The organism is Bradyrhizobium sp. WSM1417 (assembly GCF_000515415.1).
Lineage (GTDB): Bacteria > Pseudomonadota > Alphaproteobacteria > Rhizobiales > Xanthobacteraceae > Bradyrhizobium.
On record NZ_KI911783.1, the window covers coordinates 1,066,405 to 1,089,789 of the forward strand.

Annotated in this window: 22 protein-coding genes and 1 tRNA gene; 16 read left to right on the forward strand and 7 right to left on the reverse strand. The window is 64.0% G+C overall.

Features of this window, described 5'->3' with window-relative positions; genetic code table 11:
* Positions 1 to 239: 239 nt before the first annotated feature.
* Positions 240 to 2,621, forward strand: a complete 2,382-nt coding sequence (locus tag BRA1417_RS0105185; RefSeq protein ID WP_027514906.1) for a hypothetical protein — start codon at positions 240 to 242, stop codon at positions 2,619 to 2,621.
* A gap of 102 nt (positions 2,622 to 2,723) precedes the next feature.
* On the forward strand, positions 2,724 to 3,113 hold the full coding sequence (locus BRA1417_RS0105190) for a hypothetical protein (RefSeq protein WP_027514907.1): 390 nt from the start codon (positions 2,724 to 2,726) through the stop codon (positions 3,111 to 3,113).
* A 74-nt stretch (positions 3,114 to 3,187) separates the two neighbouring features.
* Here BRA1417_RS0105190 and BRA1417_RS0105195 read toward each other — a convergent pair whose 3' ends face one another.
* Entirely contained in the window at positions 3,188 to 4,234 is a 1,047-nt protein-coding gene (locus BRA1417_RS0105195; protein ID WP_027514908.1) for a polysaccharide deacetylase family protein, read from the reverse strand.
* 253 nt (positions 4,235 to 4,487) lie between these two features.
* Between BRA1417_RS0105195 and BRA1417_RS0105200 the strand changes: the two genes are divergently transcribed.
* Positions 4,488 to 4,814, forward strand: coding sequence for a hypothetical protein (locus BRA1417_RS0105200; RefSeq protein WP_027514909.1), 327 nt, complete (start codon positions 4,488 to 4,490; stop codon positions 4,812 to 4,814).
* Positions 4,815 to 4,994: 180 nt separating this feature from the next.
* Positions 4,995 to 5,207, forward strand: coding sequence for a hypothetical protein (locus BRA1417_RS0105205; RefSeq protein WP_027514910.1), 213 nt, complete (start codon positions 4,995 to 4,997; stop codon positions 5,205 to 5,207).
* Positions 5,208 to 5,231: 24 nt separating this feature from the next.
* On the opposite strand, the gene BRA1417_RS0105210 is transcribed toward BRA1417_RS0105205, so the two are convergent.
* Positions 5,232 to 6,920, reverse strand: a complete 1,689-nt coding sequence (locus BRA1417_RS0105210) for an MFS transporter (RefSeq protein ID WP_027514911.1) — start codon at positions 6,918 to 6,920, stop codon at positions 5,232 to 5,234.
* Between the two features lie 160 nt (positions 6,921 to 7,080).
* Here BRA1417_RS0105210 and BRA1417_RS0105215 point away from each other — a divergent pair, with 160 nt between their 5' ends.
* The 7 genes from BRA1417_RS0105215 to BRA1417_RS0105245 all read left to right on the forward strand — a co-directional run bounded on the left by BRA1417_RS0105215 (position 7,081) and on the right by BRA1417_RS0105245 (position 14,922).
* Positions 7,081 to 8,448, forward strand: coding sequence for a hydrolase (locus BRA1417_RS0105215; protein WP_027514912.1), 1,368 nt, complete (start codon positions 7,081 to 7,083; stop codon positions 8,446 to 8,448).
* Between the two features lie 34 nt (positions 8,449 to 8,482).
* Positions 8,483 to 9,850 carry a cytochrome P450 gene (locus BRA1417_RS0105220; RefSeq protein WP_027514913.1) on the forward strand — a complete coding sequence of 456 codons (1,368 nt, stop codon included), beginning with the start codon at positions 8,483 to 8,485 and terminating at the stop codon, positions 9,848 to 9,850.
* A gap of 50 nt (positions 9,851 to 9,900) precedes the next feature.
* Positions 9,901 to 11,310 carry an adenylate/guanylate cyclase domain-containing protein gene (locus BRA1417_RS0105225; RefSeq protein ID WP_027514914.1) on the forward strand — a complete coding sequence of 470 codons (1,410 nt, stop codon included), beginning with the start codon at positions 9,901 to 9,903 and terminating at the stop codon, positions 11,308 to 11,310.
* A 283-nt stretch (positions 11,311 to 11,593) separates the two neighbouring features.
* On the forward strand, positions 11,594 to 12,082 hold the full coding sequence (locus BRA1417_RS0105230) for a TerB family tellurite resistance protein (protein ID WP_027514915.1): 489 nt from the start codon (positions 11,594 to 11,596) through the stop codon (positions 12,080 to 12,082).
* A gap of 229 nt (positions 12,083 to 12,311) precedes the next feature.
* Entirely contained in the window at positions 12,312 to 13,091 is a 780-nt protein-coding gene (locus BRA1417_RS0105235; RefSeq protein ID WP_027514916.1) for an SDR family oxidoreductase, read from the forward strand.
* Between the two features lie 125 nt (positions 13,092 to 13,216).
* Positions 13,217 to 14,011: a glutamine amidotransferase gene (locus BRA1417_RS0105240; protein ID WP_027514917.1), complete on the forward strand. Its 795-nt coding sequence runs from the start codon at positions 13,217 to 13,219 to the stop codon at positions 14,009 to 14,011.
* Between the two features lie 98 nt (positions 14,012 to 14,109).
* Complete coding sequence (locus BRA1417_RS0105245; RefSeq protein WP_027514918.1) at positions 14,110 to 14,922, forward strand: enoyl-CoA hydratase; 813 nt, start codon at positions 14,110 to 14,112, stop codon at positions 14,920 to 14,922.
* A gap of 112 nt (positions 14,923 to 15,034) precedes the next feature.
* On the opposite strand, the gene BRA1417_RS0105250 is transcribed toward BRA1417_RS0105245, so the two are convergent.
* Positions 15,035 to 15,110, reverse strand: a tRNA-Ala gene (locus tag BRA1417_RS0105250).
* A gap of 203 nt (positions 15,111 to 15,313) precedes the next feature.
* Here BRA1417_RS0105250 and BRA1417_RS0105255 point away from each other — a divergent pair.
* Genes BRA1417_RS0105255 through folD form a run of 3 tightly spaced genes read left to right on the forward strand, consistent with a single transcriptional unit; the run spans position 15,314 to position 16,864 of the window.
* Positions 15,314 to 15,604, forward strand: coding sequence for a YggT family protein (locus BRA1417_RS0105255; RefSeq protein ID WP_007598721.1), 291 nt, complete (start codon positions 15,314 to 15,316; stop codon positions 15,602 to 15,604).
* A gap of 20 nt (positions 15,605 to 15,624) precedes the next feature.
* Entirely contained in the window at positions 15,625 to 15,969 is a 345-nt protein-coding gene (locus tag BRA1417_RS0105260) for a DUF167 domain-containing protein (protein ID WP_027514919.1), read from the forward strand.
* A gap of 10 nt (positions 15,970 to 15,979) precedes the next feature.
* Complete coding sequence (gene folD, locus BRA1417_RS0105265; RefSeq protein WP_027514920.1) at positions 15,980 to 16,864, forward strand: bifunctional methylenetetrahydrofolate dehydrogenase/methenyltetrahydrofolate cyclohydrolase FolD; 885 nt, start codon at positions 15,980 to 15,982, stop codon at positions 16,862 to 16,864.
* A gap of 170 nt (positions 16,865 to 17,034) precedes the next feature.
* Here the strand turns inward: folD and ppa are convergent, their stop codons facing one another.
* Together ppa and BRA1417_RS0105275 are read right to left on the reverse strand one after the other, a co-directional pair.
* On the reverse strand, positions 17,035 to 17,571 hold the full coding sequence (gene ppa, locus BRA1417_RS0105270; protein WP_027514921.1) for an inorganic diphosphatase: 537 nt from the start codon (positions 17,569 to 17,571) through the stop codon (positions 17,035 to 17,037).
* A 177-nt stretch (positions 17,572 to 17,748) separates the two neighbouring features.
* Complete coding sequence (locus tag BRA1417_RS0105275) at positions 17,749 to 18,258, reverse strand: GNAT family N-acetyltransferase (RefSeq protein ID WP_027514922.1); 510 nt, start codon at positions 18,256 to 18,258, stop codon at positions 17,749 to 17,751.
* Positions 18,259 to 18,521: 263 nt separating this feature from the next.
* Here BRA1417_RS0105275 and BRA1417_RS0105280 point away from each other — a divergent pair, with 263 nt between their 5' ends.
* A complete protein-coding gene (locus tag BRA1417_RS0105280) occupies positions 18,522 to 19,412 on the forward strand; it encodes a dienelactone hydrolase family protein (RefSeq protein WP_027514923.1) in 891 nt (296 codons plus the stop codon).
* Between the two features lie 43 nt (positions 19,413 to 19,455).
* The gene (locus tag BRA1417_RS0105285) at positions 19,456 to 19,863 is read left to right on the forward strand and encodes a thiol-disulfide oxidoreductase DCC family protein (protein ID WP_027514924.1); all 408 of its coding nucleotides are present in this window, start codon (positions 19,456 to 19,458) and stop codon (positions 19,861 to 19,863) included.
* Positions 19,864 to 19,991: 128 nt separating this feature from the next.
* Here BRA1417_RS0105285 and BRA1417_RS0105290 read toward each other — a convergent pair whose 3' ends face one another.
* Together BRA1417_RS0105290 and typA are read right to left on the reverse strand one after the other, a co-directional pair.
* Entirely contained in the window at positions 19,992 to 21,239 is a 1,248-nt protein-coding gene (locus BRA1417_RS0105290) for an NAD(P)/FAD-dependent oxidoreductase (protein ID WP_027514925.1), read from the reverse strand.
* Between the two features lie 174 nt (positions 21,240 to 21,413).
* Positions 21,414 to 23,240: a translational GTPase TypA gene (typA, locus tag BRA1417_RS0105295; RefSeq protein WP_007598731.1), complete on the reverse strand. Its 1,827-nt coding sequence runs from the start codon at positions 23,238 to 23,240 to the stop codon at positions 21,414 to 21,416.
* Positions 23,241 to 23,385: the final 145 nt, after the last annotated feature.

Genomic DNA, 23,385 nt, shown 5'->3' on the forward strand with positions numbered 1-23,385 from the left:
TTGATTGTCCGGCCCGAAGACATGGGTAAACGTACCTAAGACATGGGTGACAGCCTCGTGCCGAACGGGTTGTCGAGAGGTTGCAGGGTTTTCTGCTCCAGGTCGAAATATCCCAGATCATAGTGCATGAAGCTGACAATGCTTCGCGGCCCGCGTGCCGCGCGCTTTGGTCATTTGCCTTGGATTGACAGCGCGTCCGGACGGCCGAAACTAAAGGCAATGCGGCGGCGCGAGGCAGCATGCACGATATCCTGGTGGTTGGGCTCGTCGCGCTGACGTGCGGCGCCATTGGTCTTCCGTTCTCCCTGCTTCTGCCGTCTGACCGGTTTGCTGTGCGCTGGGCGCTCGCGCCGCCGCTTGGCTTCGGCCTTCTCGCCGCAGGAACCGCGGTCCTGTATCTCTCCGGCGTCGCTCCATGGGTGACGCTGCTTGCGATGGCAATCGCCGGTCTTGTCATTGCCGCCGCAATGCGCTTACCGGCGCTGCGTCGGCGGCCCGAGCCATCGTTCGGACGCCGGCTTGCGATGGCGATAGCGGTCGCGGCGATTGCGATGGTGTGTCTTGCTCCCGGCTGGACCGGAGGCGCGCGCTTCCGCGTTTTCCAGGCCAACGTCTACGATCACATGCTGTACGTGGGCTCCTCGGTTTCGTATCGGGTGCTCGACCACGCAACCCTGGCAGTCCAGGGCGCCGACGAGACGAACTCCAATCCAATTTCAGTGATGGCGCTGAAGTTTGTCGACTATCGCGGCGCCGTGTCGATGATCCATGCGGCAATCGCCGCCATCAGTCGCGGCGATGTCGTCGATTGCGCCTATCCGTATATGGTCGGCATGCAGCTCAACATGCTGTTTGCGGCGCTGTTCGTCTTTGTCAACGCGCTCTCGATGCGGCGCTGGCTGGGGTTTGCGTGCGCCGCCGCGCTTACGATCGGATTCTTCGAGCAGTACGTCTTCGATATCAACGCCTGGTCGCAGCTTGCGACGCAGCCGATCTTCCTGCTCCTGCTCGCATTCGTGGCTTTCGCCTTCGACCACAATCGCTTTGGGCAGATGCCCGGCTCGATCATACGGTTGGGAGCGGTCTTTGCGGCCTTGATGACAGGCGCGTTCTTTCTCTACCCGGAATCGCTGACGATCTACGGTCCCGCCGCGGCGGTTGCGGCCGCGATGGGCTGCTGGCATCGCGCCTCGCGCAAGGCCTTGCCCGTGGCTGCGTCAGGCTTGGCGGCGGGTGTGGGAATATCGCTGCTCGCGTGCATCCCGCTCTGGTCCGGCACGGTTGCCTATGTCGTCCGCCAGCTGAGTCATGCAGCGATCAACCCGCCCGACTGGTGGAAGTACTATCAGCGTTACCTGTTCGGCAGCGACGCGAACTTTCTCGATGTCATCGCCAGTCCCGACAGTCGTATCGGAGAACTGGCGAACGCCTGGTTCTCATTGCCCGTTGAATCCGCGCTTGCGGGTCTCGGCCTCTATGCGGTGCTGCCGTCGGCGGGTTGGCCCGCCGCGGTGGCGGTCGCGTGCAAATTGCTGCTCTATGGCTTTCTGTTCGTGCTGTTGAGGGGGATTGCAAGAACAGCGTGGACGATCTGGCGCGCCGAGCCGGACGGAAGCGCCGCGCGACTCCTGGCAGGCAGCCTTGCCGGATGCCTCGTGCCCATTGCCATCCTCGCCGCCGGACATGGCTGGGCCGCAGGCAAGGGCCTGGCGATGGCAACGCCGATGCTCTTCACTCTTGTCATTGCTCCCTTGGCTCCCTTGGCGCCCTTGGCTGCGAAGCGGCGGAATCCAGACGCCGTTGCCGCCGTTGCCGTCGTGGCTGTTCACCTCGGCCTTGGCATATTACGGCCGCTGCTAGTGATGCAAGCGGTGGGCGCGGGTCTTCCGGGTCTTCCGACCGCCGCCGCGCAGGTCAACGCGCAAAAGGCGACGTCTCTCGACTGGGACTACAATCGCCTGTCGGCGGACATCAAGAGCTGCAACGGACTCGTCATCGATGTTGCGAATCCGATGATGCACAATTTGTTGCGCCGGCTCGCAGCGGAGCTTCGTGTGCCTTGGGCGGCGCCGAGAATCATGTCCTGGCCCGACAGGGCGGGGCGGCCGTATTTTCCCGAAGGCTTTGAAAAGTTCGACTGTCTGGTGGCGTCCGGACGGCTCACGGCCAATCCGGGGCAGCGGCTGATATCCGTGGCCACAGACCGGTCTTCGCGCGAATTCATGGATGGGCAACGCAATGTGCTTGAGGTCGGCACGGAAGCCCCGCCGGGGATCGCAACGCGCGGCCTTTTCGGCAAGGAAATGATCCCTGGCGGTGCGCTGCAATGGGCATCGCCGAACGCGCGCCTCGAGATTCCGAACAAGCCTGTGATGCCGGCGCGCACGTTGAAGCTCGAATTGTGGCCCATGCCGATCTCCGGCAACGAATTCCTGGTCAAGATCAATGGGCGTGAAATCTACAAAGGCGTCGTGCCCGCAAGCCCGTTGTCATTTCCGTTGGATCGATTCGCAAGCGACGAGACGCTCGTGGTCGAATTGGACACTAATGCCGTCACGCATTTCCCGGGCGATCCCCGCGACCTTGGTTTTGCGATCCGGGAGCTCAGCGTTCGGCGGTAGCCAATGAAGATGCGAGGGATGCCGCCGGCGTGATTCGCATCACATTACCCCGAGCGCGGCTCCCCTAGTGTCCAGCTCACGCCAAACACGGGGAGATTTCATATGCGCAAGATCATTCTGGTGGCCGCCATGGTGCTGGTCTCGGCCTCTGCCCAGGCCGGAGGCCCGCGCAGCCTGTCGCTGTCCGCGGTGAGCGAGCCGGCTTCGGTTCAGCAAACGGCGCCGGCGCTTGCTGCCGCGCCGACGCAGGTGAGCGAAGCAGCGCCAGCCGCCGAAGCTCCGAAATATCTCGATCGCCCGCCAGCGGTTTCGCTCACTCCGCCTGCGGCGGCCGCCACACCAACACCGACGACCACCACGGCCTCAGCGCCCGCGACGACGACCCAACCCGCCGCGAAGACGACGGCCAAGGCAGACAAGCCGAAGCACAAGCGCAGCTGGACCGAAGGCCGCATCATCGGTGAGCTGCATCGCCACGGCATCTACTGGTAAGGTGCCTGCTCTCAAAAAGCATATGGCCGGGACAAGCCCGGCCATGACGCAAGAGTTTTGGATTTGATCGGCGCTTACTGCGAAACCGTCTGCACCACGCTCCCGATCGGACGCGCGCTCGAGGTCGGCACCTTCAGGTCCTTCAGCAGCGCCTCGTCATATTCCGGCAGTGTCTGGAAGGTCGTCTTGGCCTTCATCTGCACGATCTTGTAGCCGCCGGCCTTCAATCGCGCGAGCAGCGCCGGCATGGCTTCGCCGGTGTGCTTCTGGAAGTCGTGCATCAGGATGATGCCCTTGCCGAGCTTGTCGAGCCTGGTCATCACGGTCTCGATGATCTTCTCCGGCGTCGCGCCCTTCCTGAAGTCGAAGGAGTCGATGTCGGTCGAGAACATCGCGACGTTGCGAGTGCCGAAATAGCTCACGATCGCCGGATTGTGCTGAAGCTGCGGGAAGCGGAAGAACGGCGCGGGATTGGTGCCGAGCGCAAATCTCACTGCGCTAAAGCCCTTCTCGACCTCGTCCTTGGCCATTTGCTCCGTCATCTTCTTGCCGTTCAGATTGACGTGCGACCAGGTGTGCGCGCCGACCGTGTGGCCCTGCGCCAGCACCTGGCGCAGGATTTCCGGATGGTAGGTCGCATGCTTGCCGACCGAGAAGAACAGGCCCTTGGTGCATTCATCCGCGAGCGCCTTCAGCACGGCCGGCGTGTTGACCGGCCAGGGGCCGTCGTCGAACGTCAGCACGACCTCCTTGTCGGTGAGGAAGTCGAACTGCTTGAAATGATCGAAACCGAAGCCCGGACCGCCGGTGGTGTCGATCTCGACCACGCGGGAGACGCCGAGCGCGTTGGGGTTGGCGCAGGTCGATTTCTGCTGAACCGGCATCGGCGCGGGTGCGGGCGCCGGGGCGGCTGCCGCCGGCTTGGCCGCGATCGCCGCCGTGGTCGCGACGTCGTCCTTGGCGGCGAGCTTCGCCTGTGCCGGCAATGGATCGGCGGCACGGGCGGCAATTGTCTTGGGAGCGGCCTGGTCGGCGCGCGAGGAATAATAAAACCAACCGCCGGCGGCAATCACGACCGCCGCAACTACACTGGCCAGCATCAGGCCCAACGCATTACGCATCGCTATTCTTTCCAATTACGCAACCAAACCGGCGGAATTTCCCGCTCGACGAGCCATTAATGCGAAGGAACAGTTAACGTGACACCAACACGACAGCGGATCCGAAGGAATTTCAGCGATGTGCGCCAAAGTGACCGAAGTCACAGAGATGCCCCCTCCCGTGACCGTCATCACAGTCGAAACTGTTTTGCTGGAGCATGGTCAATCCCATCAACAACGGGCCCGCTTCCAGCGGTGCCAATGGGAGCTTCAAATGACCAAGTCGCTGAACACCAAGTCTCTGAACACCAAGTCCTTGAGTAGCAAGATCCGCGACACCAGCCTGGCTCTGGGCTTTGCCGCCATCGTCTCGATCGCCTCGACCGGCTCGAGCTTCGCCTTCTCGTCCGAAGCGCAGCAGCAGTGCACCGGCGACGCCTTCCGTCTGTGCTCATCGGAAATCCCGAACATCCCGAAGATCACGGCGTGCATGATGAAGCATCGTTCGGATCTGAGCGCCGGCTGCCGTGCGGTGATGGACAAGGACCTCGCCAAGGGTGGCGCGTCACGCAAGGTCGCTGACGCCCAGGACAGTCAGTAAGAGACGGTCAGTAACAGCAACGATCGCTCGTTGCGTCGGTTAGCTCCCCTCGCGATGTGCCCCGGCGTGAATGCCGGAGCCACGCGGCGGCGCAGGCCCGCCTGTCAATAAAGCCGTTGCGGCTTCGGGATCGTCGCTCTAGCTTCCCCCGCACATCTTCCGGGTAAGAGGCATTACGCGATGACCAGATTTCTTTTCATCATTCCATTGATCCTGTTTGCATCGGCTGCGTCAGCGCAGCAGCCCGGACACGACGCCTGCGCACGCGACGTGACGCGCTTCTGCCGCCCGGTGATGAACAATGGCGATCAGGCTGTGCTCGCCTGCCTCAAGGAGAACCGTACGCGGCTCACCAAAGGCTGCGACAAGGTGCTGACAGATCACGGGCAATAAGGCGTCGCTACGGACTCGCCAAACCTACGTGCTGCTTCCCGCCGCGGTGGCGACCACGGGCAGCACCTCACTTGCGGCCTGGTCCGGCGTCTCCTCTTTCCAGCGCACCGAGCCGAACGGACGCTCGAGCATGCGGCGGATCCGCACCGGGTCGGGGCCGATGTGGAAATCGATCGCCTCCTGATGCAGCGCGCGTTCGGACTGGGTCGAGCGGTTGCGCTGGCGCAGATAATCGAGCCAGGTCGGGCAATGATAGCGTTCGGTCCACAATTCGGGATCGGCGATATCGCGCGCGATCGACCAGCCATAGGCACCGTTGCGCTGGCGGGAGAGCTGCACGTCCTGCATCACGTTGTGAAAGGCGCGGGCGTTCTCTTGGGCGACGCGGTATTCGATCTCGACCACCAGCGGCCCGCTGCGTGCCGTGAGCGACAGCTTGACTTCAGGATCGGCCAGCACATCGGCGTCTTCGTTGCGGGCGCCGACGCGCGGCATCGCGAGCCAGATCCCCAGCACCGGCGAGATCAGCATCAGCCCGGCGGCCGTCAGCAGCGCGACCTCGACGCCGGCATAGTCCGTGAGATGGCCCCAGCCCCAGGCGCCGATCGCGATGCCCCCGGAAATCGAGGCCTGGAACGCCGCGAGCGAGCGGCCCGCGACCCAGCGCGGCGCCGAAAGCTGCACGCCGATATTGAACAGCGCGATGGCGGCCATCCAGACCGCGCCGGCGAGCACCAGCGCAGCCGCGGTCAGGACCGGCTCGGTGCTCACGGCGAGCGCGGCCATCGCAAACGCCATCGAGATGGTGCAGGCGCGGATCGCAGCTTCGCCGCTCATGCGCTTGCGCAATTCGTGGATGTTGAGCGCACCGACCACGGCGCCCATCCCGAAAGCGCCGAGCATGATGCCGTAGGTCTGCGCGCCGCCATGCAGCAGATCGCGCGCGACCAGCGGCATCAGCGCCATGATGGCACCGCCGATCAGGCCCATGACTAGCGTGCGCAACAGCACGATCTTGATCGGCGGCGAATTGGTGATGTAGCGGAAGCCCGACACCATGGCGCGGTTGAGCTTCTCCCGCGGCAGGCGCGAGGGTTCGGTGTTGCGGCGCCAGAGCAGCAGCACCACCAGCAACGGCAAATAGAGGATCGCATTGCACGCAAACGCCGCCACCGCACCGAGCGCGGCGACGATGACACCGCCGACCGCGGGGCCGAAGCTGCGCGCGATGTTGTAGCTGATGCCGTTCAGCGCGACAGCCGACGGCAGGGCATCGGGCGGCACCTGCTCGCTGACCGAGGACTGCCAGGCCGGACCGAACAGCGCGTTGCCGCTGCCGACCACGAAGCAGAAAACGAGCAGCGTTTCCGGGGAAATGTAGTTGAGCCAGGCCAGGACCGTGAGCGCGGTCGCGCCAGTCAGCGCGATCATGAGCGCGATCAGGGTCACGATACGGCGGTCATACATGTCGGCGATGGCGCCAGCCGGCATCGAGATCAGCATGATCGGCAGCATCAAAGCGGTCTGCACCAGCGCCACCTTGTCCGCCGAGGCCGCCATCTGCGTCATCGCCCAGGCGGCGCCCACGCCCTGGATCAGCAGGCCGAGATTGGAGAGCAGGCTGGCGAGCCAGATGCGCCGGAACACGGTGTACCGCAGCGGCGCCATGATACCGTCGGCCGCAATTTTCTGGCGGTTCGTCTGCTCGGTCATATCCCCTTCCAAATGGGCTGGCAGAAGTGGTCTTGACGTTGTCTTGGAGTGGTCTTTGGGCGATTCCGGCAAGTTCAGTGATGCCCGCGAAAGTCCTTCGCTGTCCAGTGGTTAGGCCGGTATAAGCGGTGCACAGAGATGTTTTGCGGGGGAGGAACAGATGAAGCTGTCACGACGGATGATCTTGCAAGGGGCCGGCAGCTTGCCCTTCGCAGTTGCGAGCTTGCGGACGGGCGCGCTGGCCCAAACGGCATCCGCCCCGCCGAGCGAGGTGCCTCCGATCCTGTTCGTCCACGGCAATGGTGATTACGACGCGCTCTGGATGACCACCATGTGGCGGATGGAATCCAACGGCATCGCGCGCGACCGCATGGCGGCGATCAATTTCACCGATCCCAATGCACGAAGTGACGACCAGGTCGAACAGGCGGGCCGCTCCTCGACCGAGGACCAGCGCCGCGAGCTCGCCGCCGCCATAGCCGAACTGAAGCGCCGCACCGGCGCGGCCCGCGTGGCACTGGTCGGCAGCTCGCGCGGCGGCTATGCCATCCGCAACGTGATCAAAAACGGCGGTTCCGGCGATGTCAGCCATGCCGTGCTGTGCGGCACGCCCAATCACGGCGTGTTCGCGACCGACGACCAGCCCAACAGCGAGTTCAACGGCCGCGGCGCGTTCCTGCGCGGCCTCAATGAGGGCGAGAGCGAGGTGACACCAGGGGTTGCCTTCCTGACCTTGCGCAGCGACGGCATGGACAAATACGCGCAGGCCGATGGCCGCTTCATCGGCAAGCCCGGTACGCCAACGGGCGTCAGCGTCGAAGGTCCGGAGTTGAAGGGGGCCACCAACCTCGTGCTCGGCGCCCTCGATCATCGCGAGGTGGCGTTTCACCCTCGGGCCTTCCGCGAGATCTATAAGTTCATCGCCGGCCGCGAGCCCGCGCGCATCGCGATTGTGCCGGAGCAGGGCGTGAAGTTGAGCGGCCTGGTTACCGGCACGCCCGGCGGCGTGTCGACCAATCGCCCGGTGGCGGGTGCAACCGTCGAGATATTCCGCGTCGATCCTGATACCGGGGAGCGCAAGGGTAGCGCCGTGTACAGCGCGAAGACCGGCGCCGACGGCCGCTGGGGACCGGCGCAGGTCGAGCCTTCCTGGTCGCTCGAATTTGCCCTCGCATCGCCGGATGCGCCGACGACGCACATCTACCGCTCGCCCTTCCCGCGCTCGTCCGACGTCGTTCACCTGCGCGCCGCGCGTCCGCTCGGGCCCGCGGACAAGGACGCCGGGGCCGTCGTGATCATGTCGCGTCCGCGCGGTTATTTCGGCCTGCCGCGGGATGTGGTGCTGCTCGACGGCAAGGAGCCGGCGGACGTCAAATCGGGTGTGCCCACGGATTCGACAGCAACACTGCGCCTTCCGGCCGGCGAGGTCGGGCGTAACATCGTGGCCCAATTTGGCGAAGAACGAATTGTGGCACGCGCCTGGCCTGCCTCCGAGAACAGGATTGCGATTGCCGAGCTCACTTACTAGCTAATTGCCTGCGTTACCTCTGCGGGAGAGAGCCATGAACATCGCCAGTGTGCGTCGGCCCATCGTCCCTCCGACGCCGCCGCGTGCGCCCGACGACATGTCGTTCCTCGGCCGGCTTGCCGTGATCAAGCGGAACATGATCGCGACCTGGGGGCAGCGCGCCTACGAGGAAGACGTTATCGAGGGCCGCTTCTTCTTCCGCAACAGTTTCATCCTGAACCGGCCGGATGCGATCCGGCATGTCCTGCTCAGCAATTACGAAAATTATTCGCGCACTCCGGCGGGCATCCGCATGCTTCGTCCCGTGCTCGGCGACGGTCTTCTGATTGCGGAGGGTCATTCGTGGACGTTTCAGCGCCGCACCCTCGCGCCGGCGTTCACGCCGCGGGCGACGGCAAATCTCGTTCCGCACATGACGGCGGTGCTCGACGAGACTATCGCGAAGCTCGACTTGCAAACGAGCGAGCCGGTCGATCTGCGCGAGATCATGCAGCGGATGACGCTGGAGATCGCCGGACGCACCATGTTCTCGTTCGGCATGGACCGTCATGGTCCGACCTTGCGCAACTTTGTCATGGAGTATGGAGCCCGACTCGGACGGCCGTACTTACTCGATATGGTGCTGCCGCTGTCCTGGCCAAGCCCGATGGATTTTGCCCGCGCCCGTTTCCGCAAGCGCTGGACCGAATTCGTCGCGATGCTGATCGCCGAGCGGCGTGAGATGGGCAAGAAGGACGGCGCGCCGCCGCGCGATCTGTTCGATCTCATGGACGAGGCGCGCGACCCTGAAACCGGCAAAGGCTTTTCGGACGAGCAACTGGTCGACGAAGTCGCGACCATGATCCTCGCGGGTCACGAGACCACGGCGACCGCGCTGTTCTGGGCGCTCTATCTGCTCGCGCTCGATCCCGATACGCAGGAGGAGATCGCCTCCGAGACGCGTGGCGAACACCTCGACAGCATGGCCGACATCGATCGTCAGAAGTTCACCCGCGCCGCGATCGAGGAGACCATGCGGCTTTATCCGCCGGCCTTCCTGATCGCCCGGGCCGCGCGCGAGAAGGATAACGCGGCCGGCGTCGCCATCGGCAAGGGCGACATCATCATGATCGCGCCGTGGCTGCTGCACCGGCACGAGAAGCTGTGGGATCAGCCGAACGCGTTCATTCCAAAACGCTTCATGTCGACGGAAGCGCCCGATCGGTTTGCCTATCTGCCTTTTGGCGCGGGTCCGCGGGTCTGCGTCGGCGCCCCCTTCGCGCAAGCTGAATCCGTGCTGGCACTGGGCCGGCTGATCGGCGCGTTCCGTGTCGAGCTTGCCGATACCAGCCCTGTCATCCCGCTCGGCGTCGTCACGACCCAGCCGGACCGTTCGCCCCTGTTCCGGATCACGCGTCGGTGACAGGCGTTCGCCTGGCCGACGGCGTGATCCACATCAGATAGAGTTACGCCATGAGCGACGTCCAGGCCCAGTTTTCCGTTCTGAAGCAGACCGCCGATGCGAAAGTGGTCGATGCCATCACGCGCCTCATCGAGGATGGCGAGGATCACGAACTCAACCGCGTCAATGTCCTCGATTTCGCGAGGCAGCACGGTCTCGATGAAGAGCACGCGATCTCGGCATTCCTGCATTCGGCACGTCTTGGCTTGTTCGATCTGGGCTGGAATGTGCTGTGCCCGGGCTGCGGCGGCGTGTTGGGGGCGCACTCCACCCTGAAGGCGCTCAAACCCGACGATTATCATTGTGCGCTGTGCGCCTGCGGCTACAAGGCCTCCGTCGACGATCAGGTCGAGGTCTCCTTCACCGTCAATTCACGTGTCCGGCGCATTGCGGCGCATGATCCTGATACGCTTCCGGTCTGGGAGTACTTCAAGCAGGTGTTCTGGAGTTCCGGCGTCGACTTCAACAAGGAATCGTTTGCGACGCTCGCCAATGAGGTGACGCTGGATACGATGGAGCTGCCGGCGGGCGAGAAGGCGACCATGTCGCTGCAACTGCCGAACGATTTCATCATCATCTTCGAACCGGTGACGCACGCCGCCCATTTCATCGACGTGCAGGGCGAGCCGACCAAGGACCGTCAGCAGCTCGCCATCATGTACAACAGGGTGCAGGCGCCGACGGGAACCACGACCATGCGGCCGGGCCCGCTGCGGCTGTCGCTGGAAAACCAGGCCGGCGTGCGCGTGCTGCCGTCGGTGTTCATCGCGGCCGAGGCGCTCCATCACCTCATCGGCAAGCGCAAACCGTTCCTGACCGCCAAGCGGATGCTGTCGAACCAGACGTTTCGTGATGTGTTCAAGGCGGACAATCTCAGTCTCGACCAGCGGCTCCAGATCACCTCGCTGACCTTCCTGTTCACCGATCTGAAGGGCTCGACCGCGCTCTATGAGCGCGTCGGCGACCTCGCCGCCTTCGACCTCGTGCGCGCGCATTTCCACGCGCTGCTCGAGATCATCTCGTCGGAGAAGGGCGCGGTGGTGAAGACCATCGGCGATGCCGTGATGGCGACCTTCGTCCGTCCCGAGCATGCGATCGCAGCGGGTTTGCGGATGCGCGCGGCGATGGACGAGCTCAACAAAAAGCGCGGCACTGCCGATCTCATCGTCAAGATCGGCATCCACGAGGGTCCGTGTCTCGCGGTGATGCTGAACGAGCGGCAGGATTATTTCGGCCAGACCGTCAACATCGCCGCCCGCGTGCAGAGCCTCTCGACCGCGCAGGAGATCCACATCACCGGCCCGGTGCTGGATGCACCGGCGGTCGCCGAAGTCCTCAAGCAGCGCGAAATCAGGCCAATCCAGAAGCAGGCCGCACTGCGCGGCATCGCCGACAAGATGGTGGTGTACGAGATACCGTGAGGGACGACGGTCCCTACGGTCTCCGTCATTGCGAGGAGCACTTGCGACGAAGCAATCCAGACTGTCATCGCGGAAAGATTCTGGATTGCTTCGCTGCGCTCGCAATGACGTTGTGGAGGCAGGTTCGCGCCAAACCTTCGCCGTCAGCCCGGCAACGGCGAAGAGATTGCCGAAACGTAATGCAGCGCGCGGAACTGACGCACGTTGCGCCGGTTGAGTTTCCTGCTCATATAATGCTGGTAGCGGCCGCGCTCCGCGGCTTCATCGATTTCGGTAGGACCTTATGCTCGACGGCCTGCGCCAATTCATCGCCGACATTGTTGCTCCCCATGCCCAGGACCGCGCATTCGGTGATAGTGACTACCGGCTGGCGGCGACCGCGCTGCTGGTTCATGTGATATCGCTGGACGGCCAGCCGACGGCTGCCGAGCAGCGCAAGTTGCACAGTCTGATCGAAAGCCATTTCGGGCTCGATCGCGGCACCGCGGATCGTCTGATCGCGGATGCGACGGAGGTCGAGGGCGAGGCGGTCGACCTCTACCACTTCACCAGCGTCATGATGCGCTCGCTCGACGAAGAAGGCCGCAAGCGGGTCGTCCAGATGATGTGGGAGCTGGTCTACGCCGACGGCCAGGTCACCGAGTTCGAGGACAATGTGGTCTGGCGCGCCTCCGACCTGCTCGGGATCGCCCAACGCGACCGGATCGACCTGAAGCACGCGGTCGCAGACCGCGCCGGCGGCCAGGTCAAGGACGACGCGGTCGGGGGGTGATCCCTTGCCGACTCCGCCAATTGACGGTTGTGCAGATCACATGACGAAACTTTAATGTAGCCTCTGGGCTGCCTGGGGTTCCGAATTTCCGCTGTAAATCCGTGGTTTCCTGCTCCCCCGTTTCCCGCTCAAGTGGCTATGCGGCGGACGCCGCTTGCCTGCCGCGCTCGGCCTATGCTCTCGTTCCAGCATTGCGGGGCCAAAAAACTTACATCAAGAGACTTCAATCGTGACTGAGCGGGTAACGTTGATCACCGGTGCCTCGGCGGGCATCGGCACGGAGCTGGCGCGTGTGTTCGCCGAGAACGGGCACCGTCTTGCGCTGACGGCGCGACGCGTGGACCGGCTCGAGGCGCTCGCGAACGAGCTCGCCGCCAAGGGCGGCAAGAAGCCGATCGTGATCGCCTGCGATCTCGAGGACGCGGAGGCCGGCGAGAAGATCGCCGCCGCACTCGCTGCCGAAGGCGTGGAGCTCGACAATCTCGTCAACAATGCCGGCTTCGGCGTATTCGGTGACGCAATCGAGCGCGACCGCGTCGAGCAGCTCGGCATCGTCGATGTCAATGTCCGGGCCCTGACGGATCTGTCGCTGCGCTTTGCCGATCAGCTGATCAGGAACAAGGGTGGCCTTCTCAACGTCGGATCGGTCGCGGGCTATCTGCCCGGCCCCGGCATGGCGGTCTATTACGCGTCCAAGGCCTATGTCATTTCCTTCACCGAGGCCTTGCGGGCAGAGCTTGCACCGCACGGCGTTCGCGTCACCGTCCTTTGCCCGGGCCCGGTGCCCACCGAATTCCAGGCGCGCGCCGGCGTTGGGTCCGGACATGATACGGCCCTTCTCAATGTTCCTGCCGCCGATGTCGCACGGCAGGCCTATCGCGGCCTGATGGCCAACAAGCGGGCAGTGCTCCCCGGTCTGGGCATCAAGATTGTGCCATTCGCACTGCGCTTCTTCCCGCGCGGCTTCATCCTGTCGGCTACCAGCCGGTTTCAGAGGCAAAGACGGTAAAGAGAGCTCTCGGTCCGTCGTGGCCCGGAGCTTGCTTTCTATCGGGTGTGTGTGCGCAAACTCACACGAAATTAACGATCGCTTAGTTATGCTGGCGGTCTGAACCGATAGCACTCGCAAAGACCATGTCGTTCCGGACGAACAGGTTTGGTGGCGCAGAAGTGGTGCCCTTCCCTAGAAGGACGCCTGATGTCGCCGCCTCCGAAACCCGGTTGCCGGTTCTGATCATCCTGCATCAGGAATCCTCGACGCCCGGCCGCGTCGGCAATGCGCTGCGCGCGCTCGGCCATCGCCTCGACATCCGCCGTCCCCGCTTCGGCGATCCGCTGCCCGAGACCCTCGACCAGCATGCCGGCGCCGTGGTCTTCGGCGGTCCCATGAGCGCCAACGATCCGGACGACTACATCCGCCGCGAGATCGACTGGATCGAAATTCCGCTCCGCGAACAGCGGCCGTTCCTCGGCATCTGCCTCGGCGCGCAGATGCTGGCGAAGCAGTTAGGAGCTCGCGTCGCGCCGCATGCCGATGCGCTGACCCAGATCGGCTACTACCCGATCCGCCCGACAGAAGCGGGACACCGGCTCTGCCCGAATTGGCCGGCGCGGGTCTATCACTGGCATCGCGAAGGTTTCGAGCTGCCGGTCGGCACTGAACTGCTTGCCGAAGGCGATGATTTTCCAGTGCAGGCGTTCCGCACCGGCAACGCTTTCGGCGTGCAGTTTCATCCTGACGTGACCTACGCGATGATGCATCGCTGGACCACGCGCGGCTATGACGGCCTCAGCGCGCCCGGCGCGCGGCAGCTGCATCATCATTTCGCGGATCGTGCCGTCCACGACGCCGCCGAACGCGCCTGGCTCGATCACTTCATCGATGGCTGGCTGACGCGCCGACCGGTTCTGGCGCAAGCCGCCGAGTGATCGCGCCTTAGCGCAAGCGCTTGCCTCTTCCCTTGATATGCTAGGCTCGCTGAAATGAGCGCGCGCAAACGCGTGCCGGCAAACAAAGGGAGAGCGCCGTGGCCTACGAGCACATTCTGTATGACGTCAGCGACAAGGTCGCGACCATCACGCTCAACCGTCCCGACCGCATGAATGCGTGGACGCCCATCATGGAGCGCGACGTGCGCCATGCAATGGAAGCATCGAGCGCCGATGACAATGTCCGCGTCATCGTCATCACCGGCGCGGGCCGCGCCTTTTGCGCCGGTGCCGACATGGACGCATTGAAGGGGCTCGACCCCGACGATGTCAGGCGCGCGTCGAACCTTCCGCCCTTCGACATGAACCGGCGGCCCGACTGGCAGACGCGCTATGGCTTCTATCCGTCGATCGGAAAGCCCGTCATCGCCATGCTCAACGGCGCGACCGCCGGCATCGGCCTCGTCCACGCGCTCTATTGCGACCTGCGCTTTGCCGCCGACAACACGGTGTTCACGACCGCCTTCGCGCGGCGCGGATTGATCGCAGAGCACGGCATCAGCTGGATGCTGCCGCGAATCGTCGGCCACGCCAACGCGATGGATCTGTTGCTCTCGGCGCGGCGCGTTTCGAGTGACGAGGCGTTGCGGATCGGGCTGGTCAACCGGCTCTGCTCGCCGGAAAAACTCCGCGAGGAGACCTATGCCTATGCGCGCGACCTCGCCGATTTCGTCTCGCCGAGCGCGATGGCCGTGATCAAGCGGCAGCTCTACGAGGTGCCATTCCAGACGCTGGCGGAGGCGACGATCGCGGCCAACCGGGACATGATGGTGGCGCTGAACGGCAGCGATTTCCGGGAGGGGGTCGCAAGCTTCATGGAGAAGCGGCCGCCCAGGTTTACGGGGAAGTAGGGGAGGGATTCGGATGGAGCCCGGCTTCGCCCTTCGGGCTACGCCGCGGCAGCCTTCGCTCGTTTCGCTACGAGGGACTGTCCGGGCTTGCCGAGCCGTAGCTCGCGAAGGCTGGTGGAGCCAGGCGGGATCGAACCGCCGACCTCGTCATTGCGAACGACGCGCTCTCCCAGCTGAGCTATGGCCCCTTTTGTAAGCCGCTCTGGTCAATGCGGCCGACAACCGGGCGCCATTTAAGTCCCCGCCAAGGTCAAGTCAAGGACGGCTGTAACCCGGTTTTAGCCATCCGGGCACCGACTTCCCTTGTTTGGACCGGGGGGAACCGATATCTAGCAAAAGACGTCAATCCCGACCGAAGCCAGACTATTCAAAAGCCAGAGTTTCAAAAGCCATGCGTGCCGTTCTCGACATCGTCATCATCGTGCTCGACCTCTACGTCTGGCTGCTGATCGCGTCCGCGATCCTGTCCTGGCTGATCGCCTTCAACGTCGTGAACACCCGCAACCAGTTCGTGTCGGCGGTGGCGGAGTTCCTGTACCGAATCACGGAGCCGGTCCTGGCGCCGATTCGCAATTTCCTGCCCAGCCTCGGCGGCCTCGACATCTCGCCGATCATCCTGATCCTGCTCATCATGTTCATCGAGCGGGTGATCCTGTATTACATTTACCCGAACGTGATCTAGGCAGGCTGGAGCGCCCTGGGTTGCCAAAGAACCTTGTCATCAAGGAACCTTGGCGTTACGGGGCCGCAGGAATCAGCATCGCGCTGCGGGTAACGCCGCGCGGCGGCCGCGACGACATCGACGGGATCGAGCAACTGGCCGATGGCCGCAGCGTGCTCAAGGTGCGTGTGCGCGCCATCGCCGATGGCGGCGAGGCCAACAAGGCCGTTCTGGTGCTGCTGGCGAAATCGCTGGGCGTGCCCAAGGCCAGCGTCAAACTCCTGTCGGGAGCGACCTCGCGGCTGAAGCAGATCGCGGTCGACGGCGATCCGGCGCGGCTCGGCGAAGCCCTGCGCCAGCTCGCATCAGCCAAATCGACAGACTGAGGGAATTGACATGACCGCCAAGATCATCGACGGAAAAGTCATCGCCGCGGAACTTCGCGCCCGCGTCGCGGACGAGGTCGCACGCGTCAAACGCGAGTACAATCTGGTACCGGGCCTCGCGGTGGTCTTGGTCGGAAGCGACCCGGCGAGCGAGGTCTATGTCCGCTCGAAACACACCCAGACCCAGGCCGCCGGCATGGCCTCGTTCGAGCACAAGCTGCCGGCCGACGTCTCGCAAGCAGATCTCCTGGCGCTGGTCGCAAAACTCAACCGCGATCCCGCCGTGCACGGTATTCTGGTGCAATTGCCGCTGCCCAAGGGCCTCAACACCGAGGCCGTCGTCAATGCCATCGACCCCGCCAAGGATGTCGACGGGCTGCATCCGAACAATGCCGGCCGCCTCGCCGGCGGTTTGGAGGCGCTGTCGCCCTGCACGCCGCTCGGCTGCATCATTTTGACCAAGAGCGTGCATGCTTCGCTCGAAGGCATGAACGCCATCGTCATCGGCCGCTCCAACCTCGTCGGCCGCCCGCTGGTGCAGCTGTTGCTGAACGAGAACGCCACGGTGACCATCGCGCATTCGCGCTCGCGCGACCTGCCCGGGCTCGTCAAGCGCGCAGACCTCGTCTACGCCGCGGTCGGAAAGTCCGAGATGGTGCGCGGCGACTGGCTGAAGCCGGGGGCGACCGTGATCGACGTCGGCATCAACCGGATCCCGAAGGACGACGGCAAGACGCGTCTCGTCGGCGACGTTGCCTATCAGGAAGCGCTCGCAGTGGCTGGCGCCATCACGCCGGTGCCGGGCGGCGTCGGTCAGATGACAGTCGCCTGCCTGCTGGTGAACACGTTGCGCGCGGCCTGCGCGATTGCAGGGCTGCCGAAGCCGGCGGTGTAGGTTTTCTTCACCTCGCCCCGCTTGCGGGGAGAGGTCGATCGCGAAGCGATCGGGTGAGGGGGCTCTCCGCGAGTCCGACTGTTGCCGTTTATGCGGCAGCAGCCCCTCACCCCAACCCTCTCCCCGTAAGAACGGGGCGAGGGAGCACACCATCGCTCGACGCGGTAGCTTTACGCCTTCTTCTTCTTCTCGCGATCGATGCCTTCGAGGATCAGCTTGTGTGCATCCTCCGGGCCGCCCCAGCGCAGGATCTTCACCCACTTGCCGGGCTCGAGATCCTTGTAGTGCTCGAAGAAATGCTGGATCTGCTGGAGCGTGATGTCCGGCAGGTCGGAATACGATTTCACCTTGTCGTAGCGCTGGGTGAGCTTGGACGAGGGCACCGCCAGGATCTTCTCGTCGCCACCGGCCTCGTCTTCCATGAACAGAACGCCGACCGGGCGCACGCTCATGACCGCGCCTGGGATGATGGCGCGGGTGTTAATGATGAGGACGTCGCAGGGATCGCCGTCATCGGACAGCGTGTGCGGGATGAAGCCGTAGTTACCGGGGTAACGCATCGGAGTGTAGAGGAAGCGGTCGACTACCAGCGTGCCGGCTTCCTTGTCCATCTCGTATTTGATCGGTTCGCCGCCCACGGGGACTTCGATGATGACGTTGATGTCGTGGGGGACGTTTTTCCCGATCGAGATCGCATCGATACGCATTCAAGGCTCCGTTGTTGCCGAGGTTAAATCGCACCCGGCAGCGATTTTGGCGCTGTCATACGCGGGCTTGGCCCGCCGATCCATCGCGTTTTTGTGAAATAATGAATCCAGCGATCACCGGCTCAAGCGGCAACGGTATCGACGGAAGGGAAACGCTGCCGGGTGGACTTCAGCAGCTCAATTGGTCCAAGCGAAGGCAACCTTGTCGAGCGACTTCGGCCCGAAACGCTCCGAGGAGCGTGCCACCATGCGGCCGCCCAAGGCACGGTAGAACTCGGTGGCCGGCTCGTTGTCCGAGAGCGCCCACACCACCATGCTCTTCAGGCCGCTCTGCATCAGGTCGCGGCGGGCTGCGGTGAACAGCCGGCGGCCAAAGCCCAGGCCCTGGAATTCGGGACGCAGATAGAGCTCGTAGACCTCGCCGTCGAAATGCAGGCTGCGGGCGCGGTTGCGGCCGTAATTGGCATAGCCTGCGATCTTGTCGCCGAACACCAGCACGCTGACGCGGCTGCCCTTGCGGATCGCGCTGTCCCACCATTGCGGACCGCGGCGATTGATCAGCTTTTCCAGTTCGGCGCCGGGAATGATGCCCTGATAGGCGGAGCGCCAGGCTTCGTCATGGGTGGACGCCACCGCAGTTGCATCTGCGGCTTTGGCCGGCCGGACCTCGATCAGGGTTGTGCTCATGGACGTGATCAAACCAAGTCGCCGCGCCGGCGGCAAGACCTATCCTTAATTATCGGTTAACCTGTGGACTTTCTGCATCAGTATTTGAACCATGTTGTACCGAAAAAAGACAAGACGCCGATTCGAACGGCACCGGGGTGCTCTGCGCCGGTGCGAAACTGCTTTGCGGCAACGAATGAACGGCAATGGCAACGCAGAAAGTCCGCCGATATTGATTCGTTCCTACTAGTGTGACCGTCGCAGTTTCTCGCCTCCGGCCATTCATGCGGCTCCCCAACATTCTCGTGCTCCTGGCTCTGCTGGCCTTGCTGACTGCGCCGCCTGTGTGCGCTCAGGTCATTTTTGGTTCGTCGGGAGCGGAGGGCGATCCGTTTCGCCGTCAGCAATGGCGCGTGCCGTCGCCGGATACCGACATCGCCGCTCATGCCCTGCTGTTTCGTCCGCCGGGTGCCGGCCCGTTCCGGCTTGCGGTGATCGCGCATGCTTCGACGCAAAATGGGTTGCGGCGCGCGCAAATGTCTCAGCCGGAATACCGCGCACTCGCTGCGTTCCTCGTCGCGCGCGGGTTCGCCGTGCTGGTGCCGGAACGGCTCGGCCATGGTGTAACAGGCGGCCGCTATGTCGAGGACCAGGGTGGCTGCGACGAGGCGGACTATGTGCGCTCGGGCCGCGCAACGGCCGACGAAATCGCGCTCGCGCTGGAGGATGTGCGAAAGCAGGATTTTATCCGCAAGGACGCCGCGATCGTGATCGGCCATTCCGCCGGCGGTTGGGGCGCGCTGGCGCTCGCGAATGCCGATCCGAAGGCGATCTCCGCCATCATCGCCATTGCGCCGGGGCGCGGCGGCCATGCCAATGACGAGCCGAACCGGATCTGCGCGCCGCATACGCTTCTCGCCGCGGCGGCTGAATTTGGCAAGGCCGCGCGCATCCCCGTCACATGGCTTGTTGCCGCCAATGACAGCTACTTTGCACCGGCATTTTCGCTTGCGTTGGTCGATGCGTTTCGCGGCGGCGGTGGCAAGGTCGAGTTTCGTGCGCTGCCGGCCGTGGGCAGCGAGGGGCACTGGATGATCGAAACCGAGGCCGGTGTCAAAGCCGCGAGCGGCGACCTTGCGCGTGGGTTGAAGCCGGCGGCTGGCAAAAAGCCATGACGCTGTATTCCCTGGTCGCGCCCCTCATGCTGGACAATCGCTGATGCCCAAATGGCCTGACGACGACGTGATCCTGTTCGACGGCGTCTGCATCTTCTGCTCGCGCTGGGTCCGCTTCGTCGCCAAACGGGACGCAGCGAAGCGATTTCGCTTCACGCCGATTCAATCTGACTATGGCGCCCAACTCGCGCGCACGTTCGGCATCGATCCCGCTGATCCCGACACCAATGCCGTGATTCACGGCGGCGAGGTGTTCATGAAGTCGGACGCTGCGCTGACGGTGCTGTCGCAGCTCCCCGGCTGGAGCTGGGTGCGCGCGTTGTTCACCGTGCCCAAAGCGTTGCGCGACCCGGTCTACAGCCTCATTGCGCGCAACCGCTACCGCATTTTTGGGAAGTATGATTCGTGTTTTGTGCCTGATGCCGATTTAAGGGCACGGGTGATCGAGTAATTCGTCATTGCGAGCCACCGGGTCCGCGCGAAGCGCGGCCCCATGACAGGCTCCTCGAAGCAATCCAGGCTGCCGCGGCGGAAAGATTCTGGATTGCTTCGCTGCGCTCGCAATGACGGCGTGTGTGGTTACGGTTTGCCCAGAACCCCCAGCACTTCCTGCGCCGCCCGCTCCCCTGAGTCCCTTGCCCCGTGCGCCGTCGAGAAAAAGTTCGGCGACGTCGCTTCTCCCGCAAAAAACAGCCGTCCGTCCACCGGCGCCGCCAGCACGGCGCGGTCACCGGCGTGGCCCGGCAGCGCGTGCGAGTAGGAGCCTCTCGCGAACGGCTCGTGCGCCCAGCGCGACTCGCAGAGCGGCTTCAGCTTTCGCCTGATGTCGTTGCCGAGCAAGCCTGCGATCTCGTCGATGCTTTGCGCGGCAAGAGCGCCTTCGCCGGCGTCCTCCAGTTCGCGCGCAAAGCTGCCGCCGAAAAAGCCTTCGATGCAGGGCTGGCCGAACGGGCGGATATGATAGGTGCCCATGTCGGTGCGCATCGTGGCGCCGCGCAAATTACCTTCCTTCGGGAAGGCCTCGGCATCCTCGAGCGCCAGCGTCACCTTGTCATCGACGCCGAGCGGCAGGCCGGCTGCGGCATCGACCTTGGCGGGGAGAGGTGGCGAGAAGCGGATGGCCTCATTGGCGATAAGATTGGTCGGCACGGTGACGATCACCTTGTCCGCGGTCAGTGTGCCCTGCGATGTCTCGATGCGGATACGCTGGCCGCAATGATCGATCAGCGTGACGTTGCAGTTCAGCGCAATCGGGCAGGGCGCGCCATAGGCCGCGATCAGAGCGCCGTAGCCGCGGCGGACGCGCCAGTTGAGGTCGCTGTCCTCATAGGCGTCCCAGTCCAGCGTCGACATGTCCTTCAGTTCGCAGCCGTTGATGTAGGTCGAGATCGCGTCGATCATGGGATTCCAGCGATTGCCGGGCTCCAGGCTCAAGCTCGCGGGGACGTCCTTGCCATTCTGGGCGGCCTTCCACAGCCGCTGATAGAAGGCGTCCATTGCGCGCATGAAATCGTCGCGCTCGGCTTTCGGAAACGCATTGCCATAGGCGCGCTCGCGCCAGGGCGGGAGGTCCTTGTTGACCTCGAAATCGAGCTGCTTTGCAACCGCGACAAAGGAGTTGTTGTCCGCCGAATGCAGCCAGCCGCAGCCGACATCGAAGGTGACTTCGGGCGAGGCCTGCACCGTCCAGGCCCGGCCGCCGAGCCTGTTACGCGCCTCCAGCACGATCACGGAGAGGCCGGAGCCCGCCAGCGCATGCGCTGCGCCGAGGCCGGCGGCGCCCGCACCGATGATCGCGACGTCAACGGAAGAGGGAAGGGAGCTCATGGGCGGGCTCTAGCACGTTCGCAAAGAGTGCTGAAGCCGCCGCAAGCACAGCTGTCATCACCCGCGCAGGCGGGTGATCCAGTATTCCAGAGACATTTGTGATCGAACCGATAAGCCGCGGCGTACTGGATGCCCCGGTCGAGCCGGGGCATGACAGTGTTGAGAGCAGTGGCCTTAAGCCACCGCTTCCTTGGACTTTTCCGCGCGCTTGCGCTCGTTCGGGTCGAGGTGGCGCTTGCGCAGGCGGATCGACTTCGGCGTGATCTCCACCAGCTCGTCGTCCTCGATATACGCCAGCGCCTTTTCCAGCGTCATGCGGATCGGTGGGGTCAGGCGCACCGCTTCATCCTTCGACGTGGTGCGGATGTTGGTGAGCTGCTTGCCCTTGAGCACGTTGATCTCGAGGTCGTTGTCGCGAGTATGCTCGCCCACAATCATGCCCTTGTAGACCTTCCAGCCCGGCTCGATCATCATCGGGCCGCGATCTTCCAGCTTGAACATGGCGTAAGCGACGGCTTCGCCCTGGTCGTTGGAGATCAGCACGCCGTTGCGTCGGCCCTGGATCTCGCCCTTGTAGGGCGCGTAGCCGTGGAACAGGCGGTTCATGATCGCGGTGCCGCGGGTGTCGGTGAGCAACTCGCCCTGGTAGCCGATCAGGCCGCGGGTCGGCGCGTAGAACACCAGGCGCAGACGGTTGCCGCCGGACGGCTTCATCTCGATCAGCTCGGATTTGCGCTCGCTCATCTTCTGCACGACGACGCCGGAATGCTCCTCGTCGACGTCGATGACGACTTCCTCGATCGGCTCCAGGGTGGCGCCGGTGGCCTCATCCTTCTGCAGCACGACGCGCGGACGCGACACCGAAAGCTCGAAGCCTTCGCGGCGCATGGTCTCGATCAGGATCGCGAGCTGCAATTCGCCGCGGCCCGAGACTTCCATCGCGTCCTTGTCCGAGGCTTCGACCACCCGCAGCGCGACGTTTCCTTCGGACTCGCGCAACAGGCGGTCGCGGATCATGCGGCTGGTCACCTTGTCGCCTTCGGTGCCGGCGAGCGGCGAGTTGTTGACGATGAAGGACATCGACACGGTCGGCGGGTCGATCGGCTGCGCCACGAGCGGGGTGTCGACCGACGGGTCGCAGAAGGTGTCGGCGACGGTGCCCTTGGTCAGGCCGGCGATCGCGACGATGTCGCCTGCCTCGGCTTCGTCGAGCGGGGTGCGCTCGATACCGCGGAAGGCGAGAATCTTGGTGATGCGGCCGGTCTCGATCGTCTTGCCGTCGGCGCCCAGCACCTTCACGGCCTGGTTCGGCTTGATCGAACCGGAAGAGATACGGCCGGTGATGATGCGGCCGAGATAGGGGTTGGCTTCGAGAATGGTGCCGATCATGCGGAACGGGCCTTCCTCGACGGTCGGCGGCGCGACATGGCGCACGATCAGGTCGAACAGCGGCTGCATGCCGGCTTCGTGCGACCCGTCCGGGCTCTCGGCCATCCAGCCCTGCTTGGCCGACCCGTAGAGGATCGGGAAGTCGAGCTGCTCCTCGCTGGCGTCGAGCGCCGCGAACAGGTCGAACACCTCGTTGATGACTTCGGTCGCCCGCGCGTCGGGACGGTCAACCTTGTTGATCACGACGATCGGCTTCAAACCGACCTTGAGCGCCTTGGAGACCACGAATTTGGTCTGGGGCAGCGGGCCTTCGGCGGCGTCGACCAGCACCAGCGCGCCGTCCACCATGTTGAGGATGCGCTCGACCTCACCTCCGAAATCGGCGTGGCCGGGGGTGTCGACGATGTTGATGCGAGTGTCCTTCCACTGCACCGAGGCCGCCTTGGCCAGAATGGTGATGCCGCGCTCGCGCTCCAGATCGTTGGAGTCCATGGCGCGCTCGGTCACCTTCTGGTTCTCGCGATAGGTGCCGGATTGCTGGAGGAGGCGGTCGACCAGAGTCGTCTTGCCGTGGTCGACGTGGGCGATGATGGCGATGTTGCGAAGGTTCATGAGTGGGCTTCTTTGCGGTCGGACAATGGGTTAAGCGCGATCTCGCCGGTCAGACCGGGACCTCTTCTCGAAACAACGCTTGAAGACTGGAAACGGGGCGCTTTCCGCCCAAAAGGGAAAGCCCGGCATATCGACCGGGCACCCT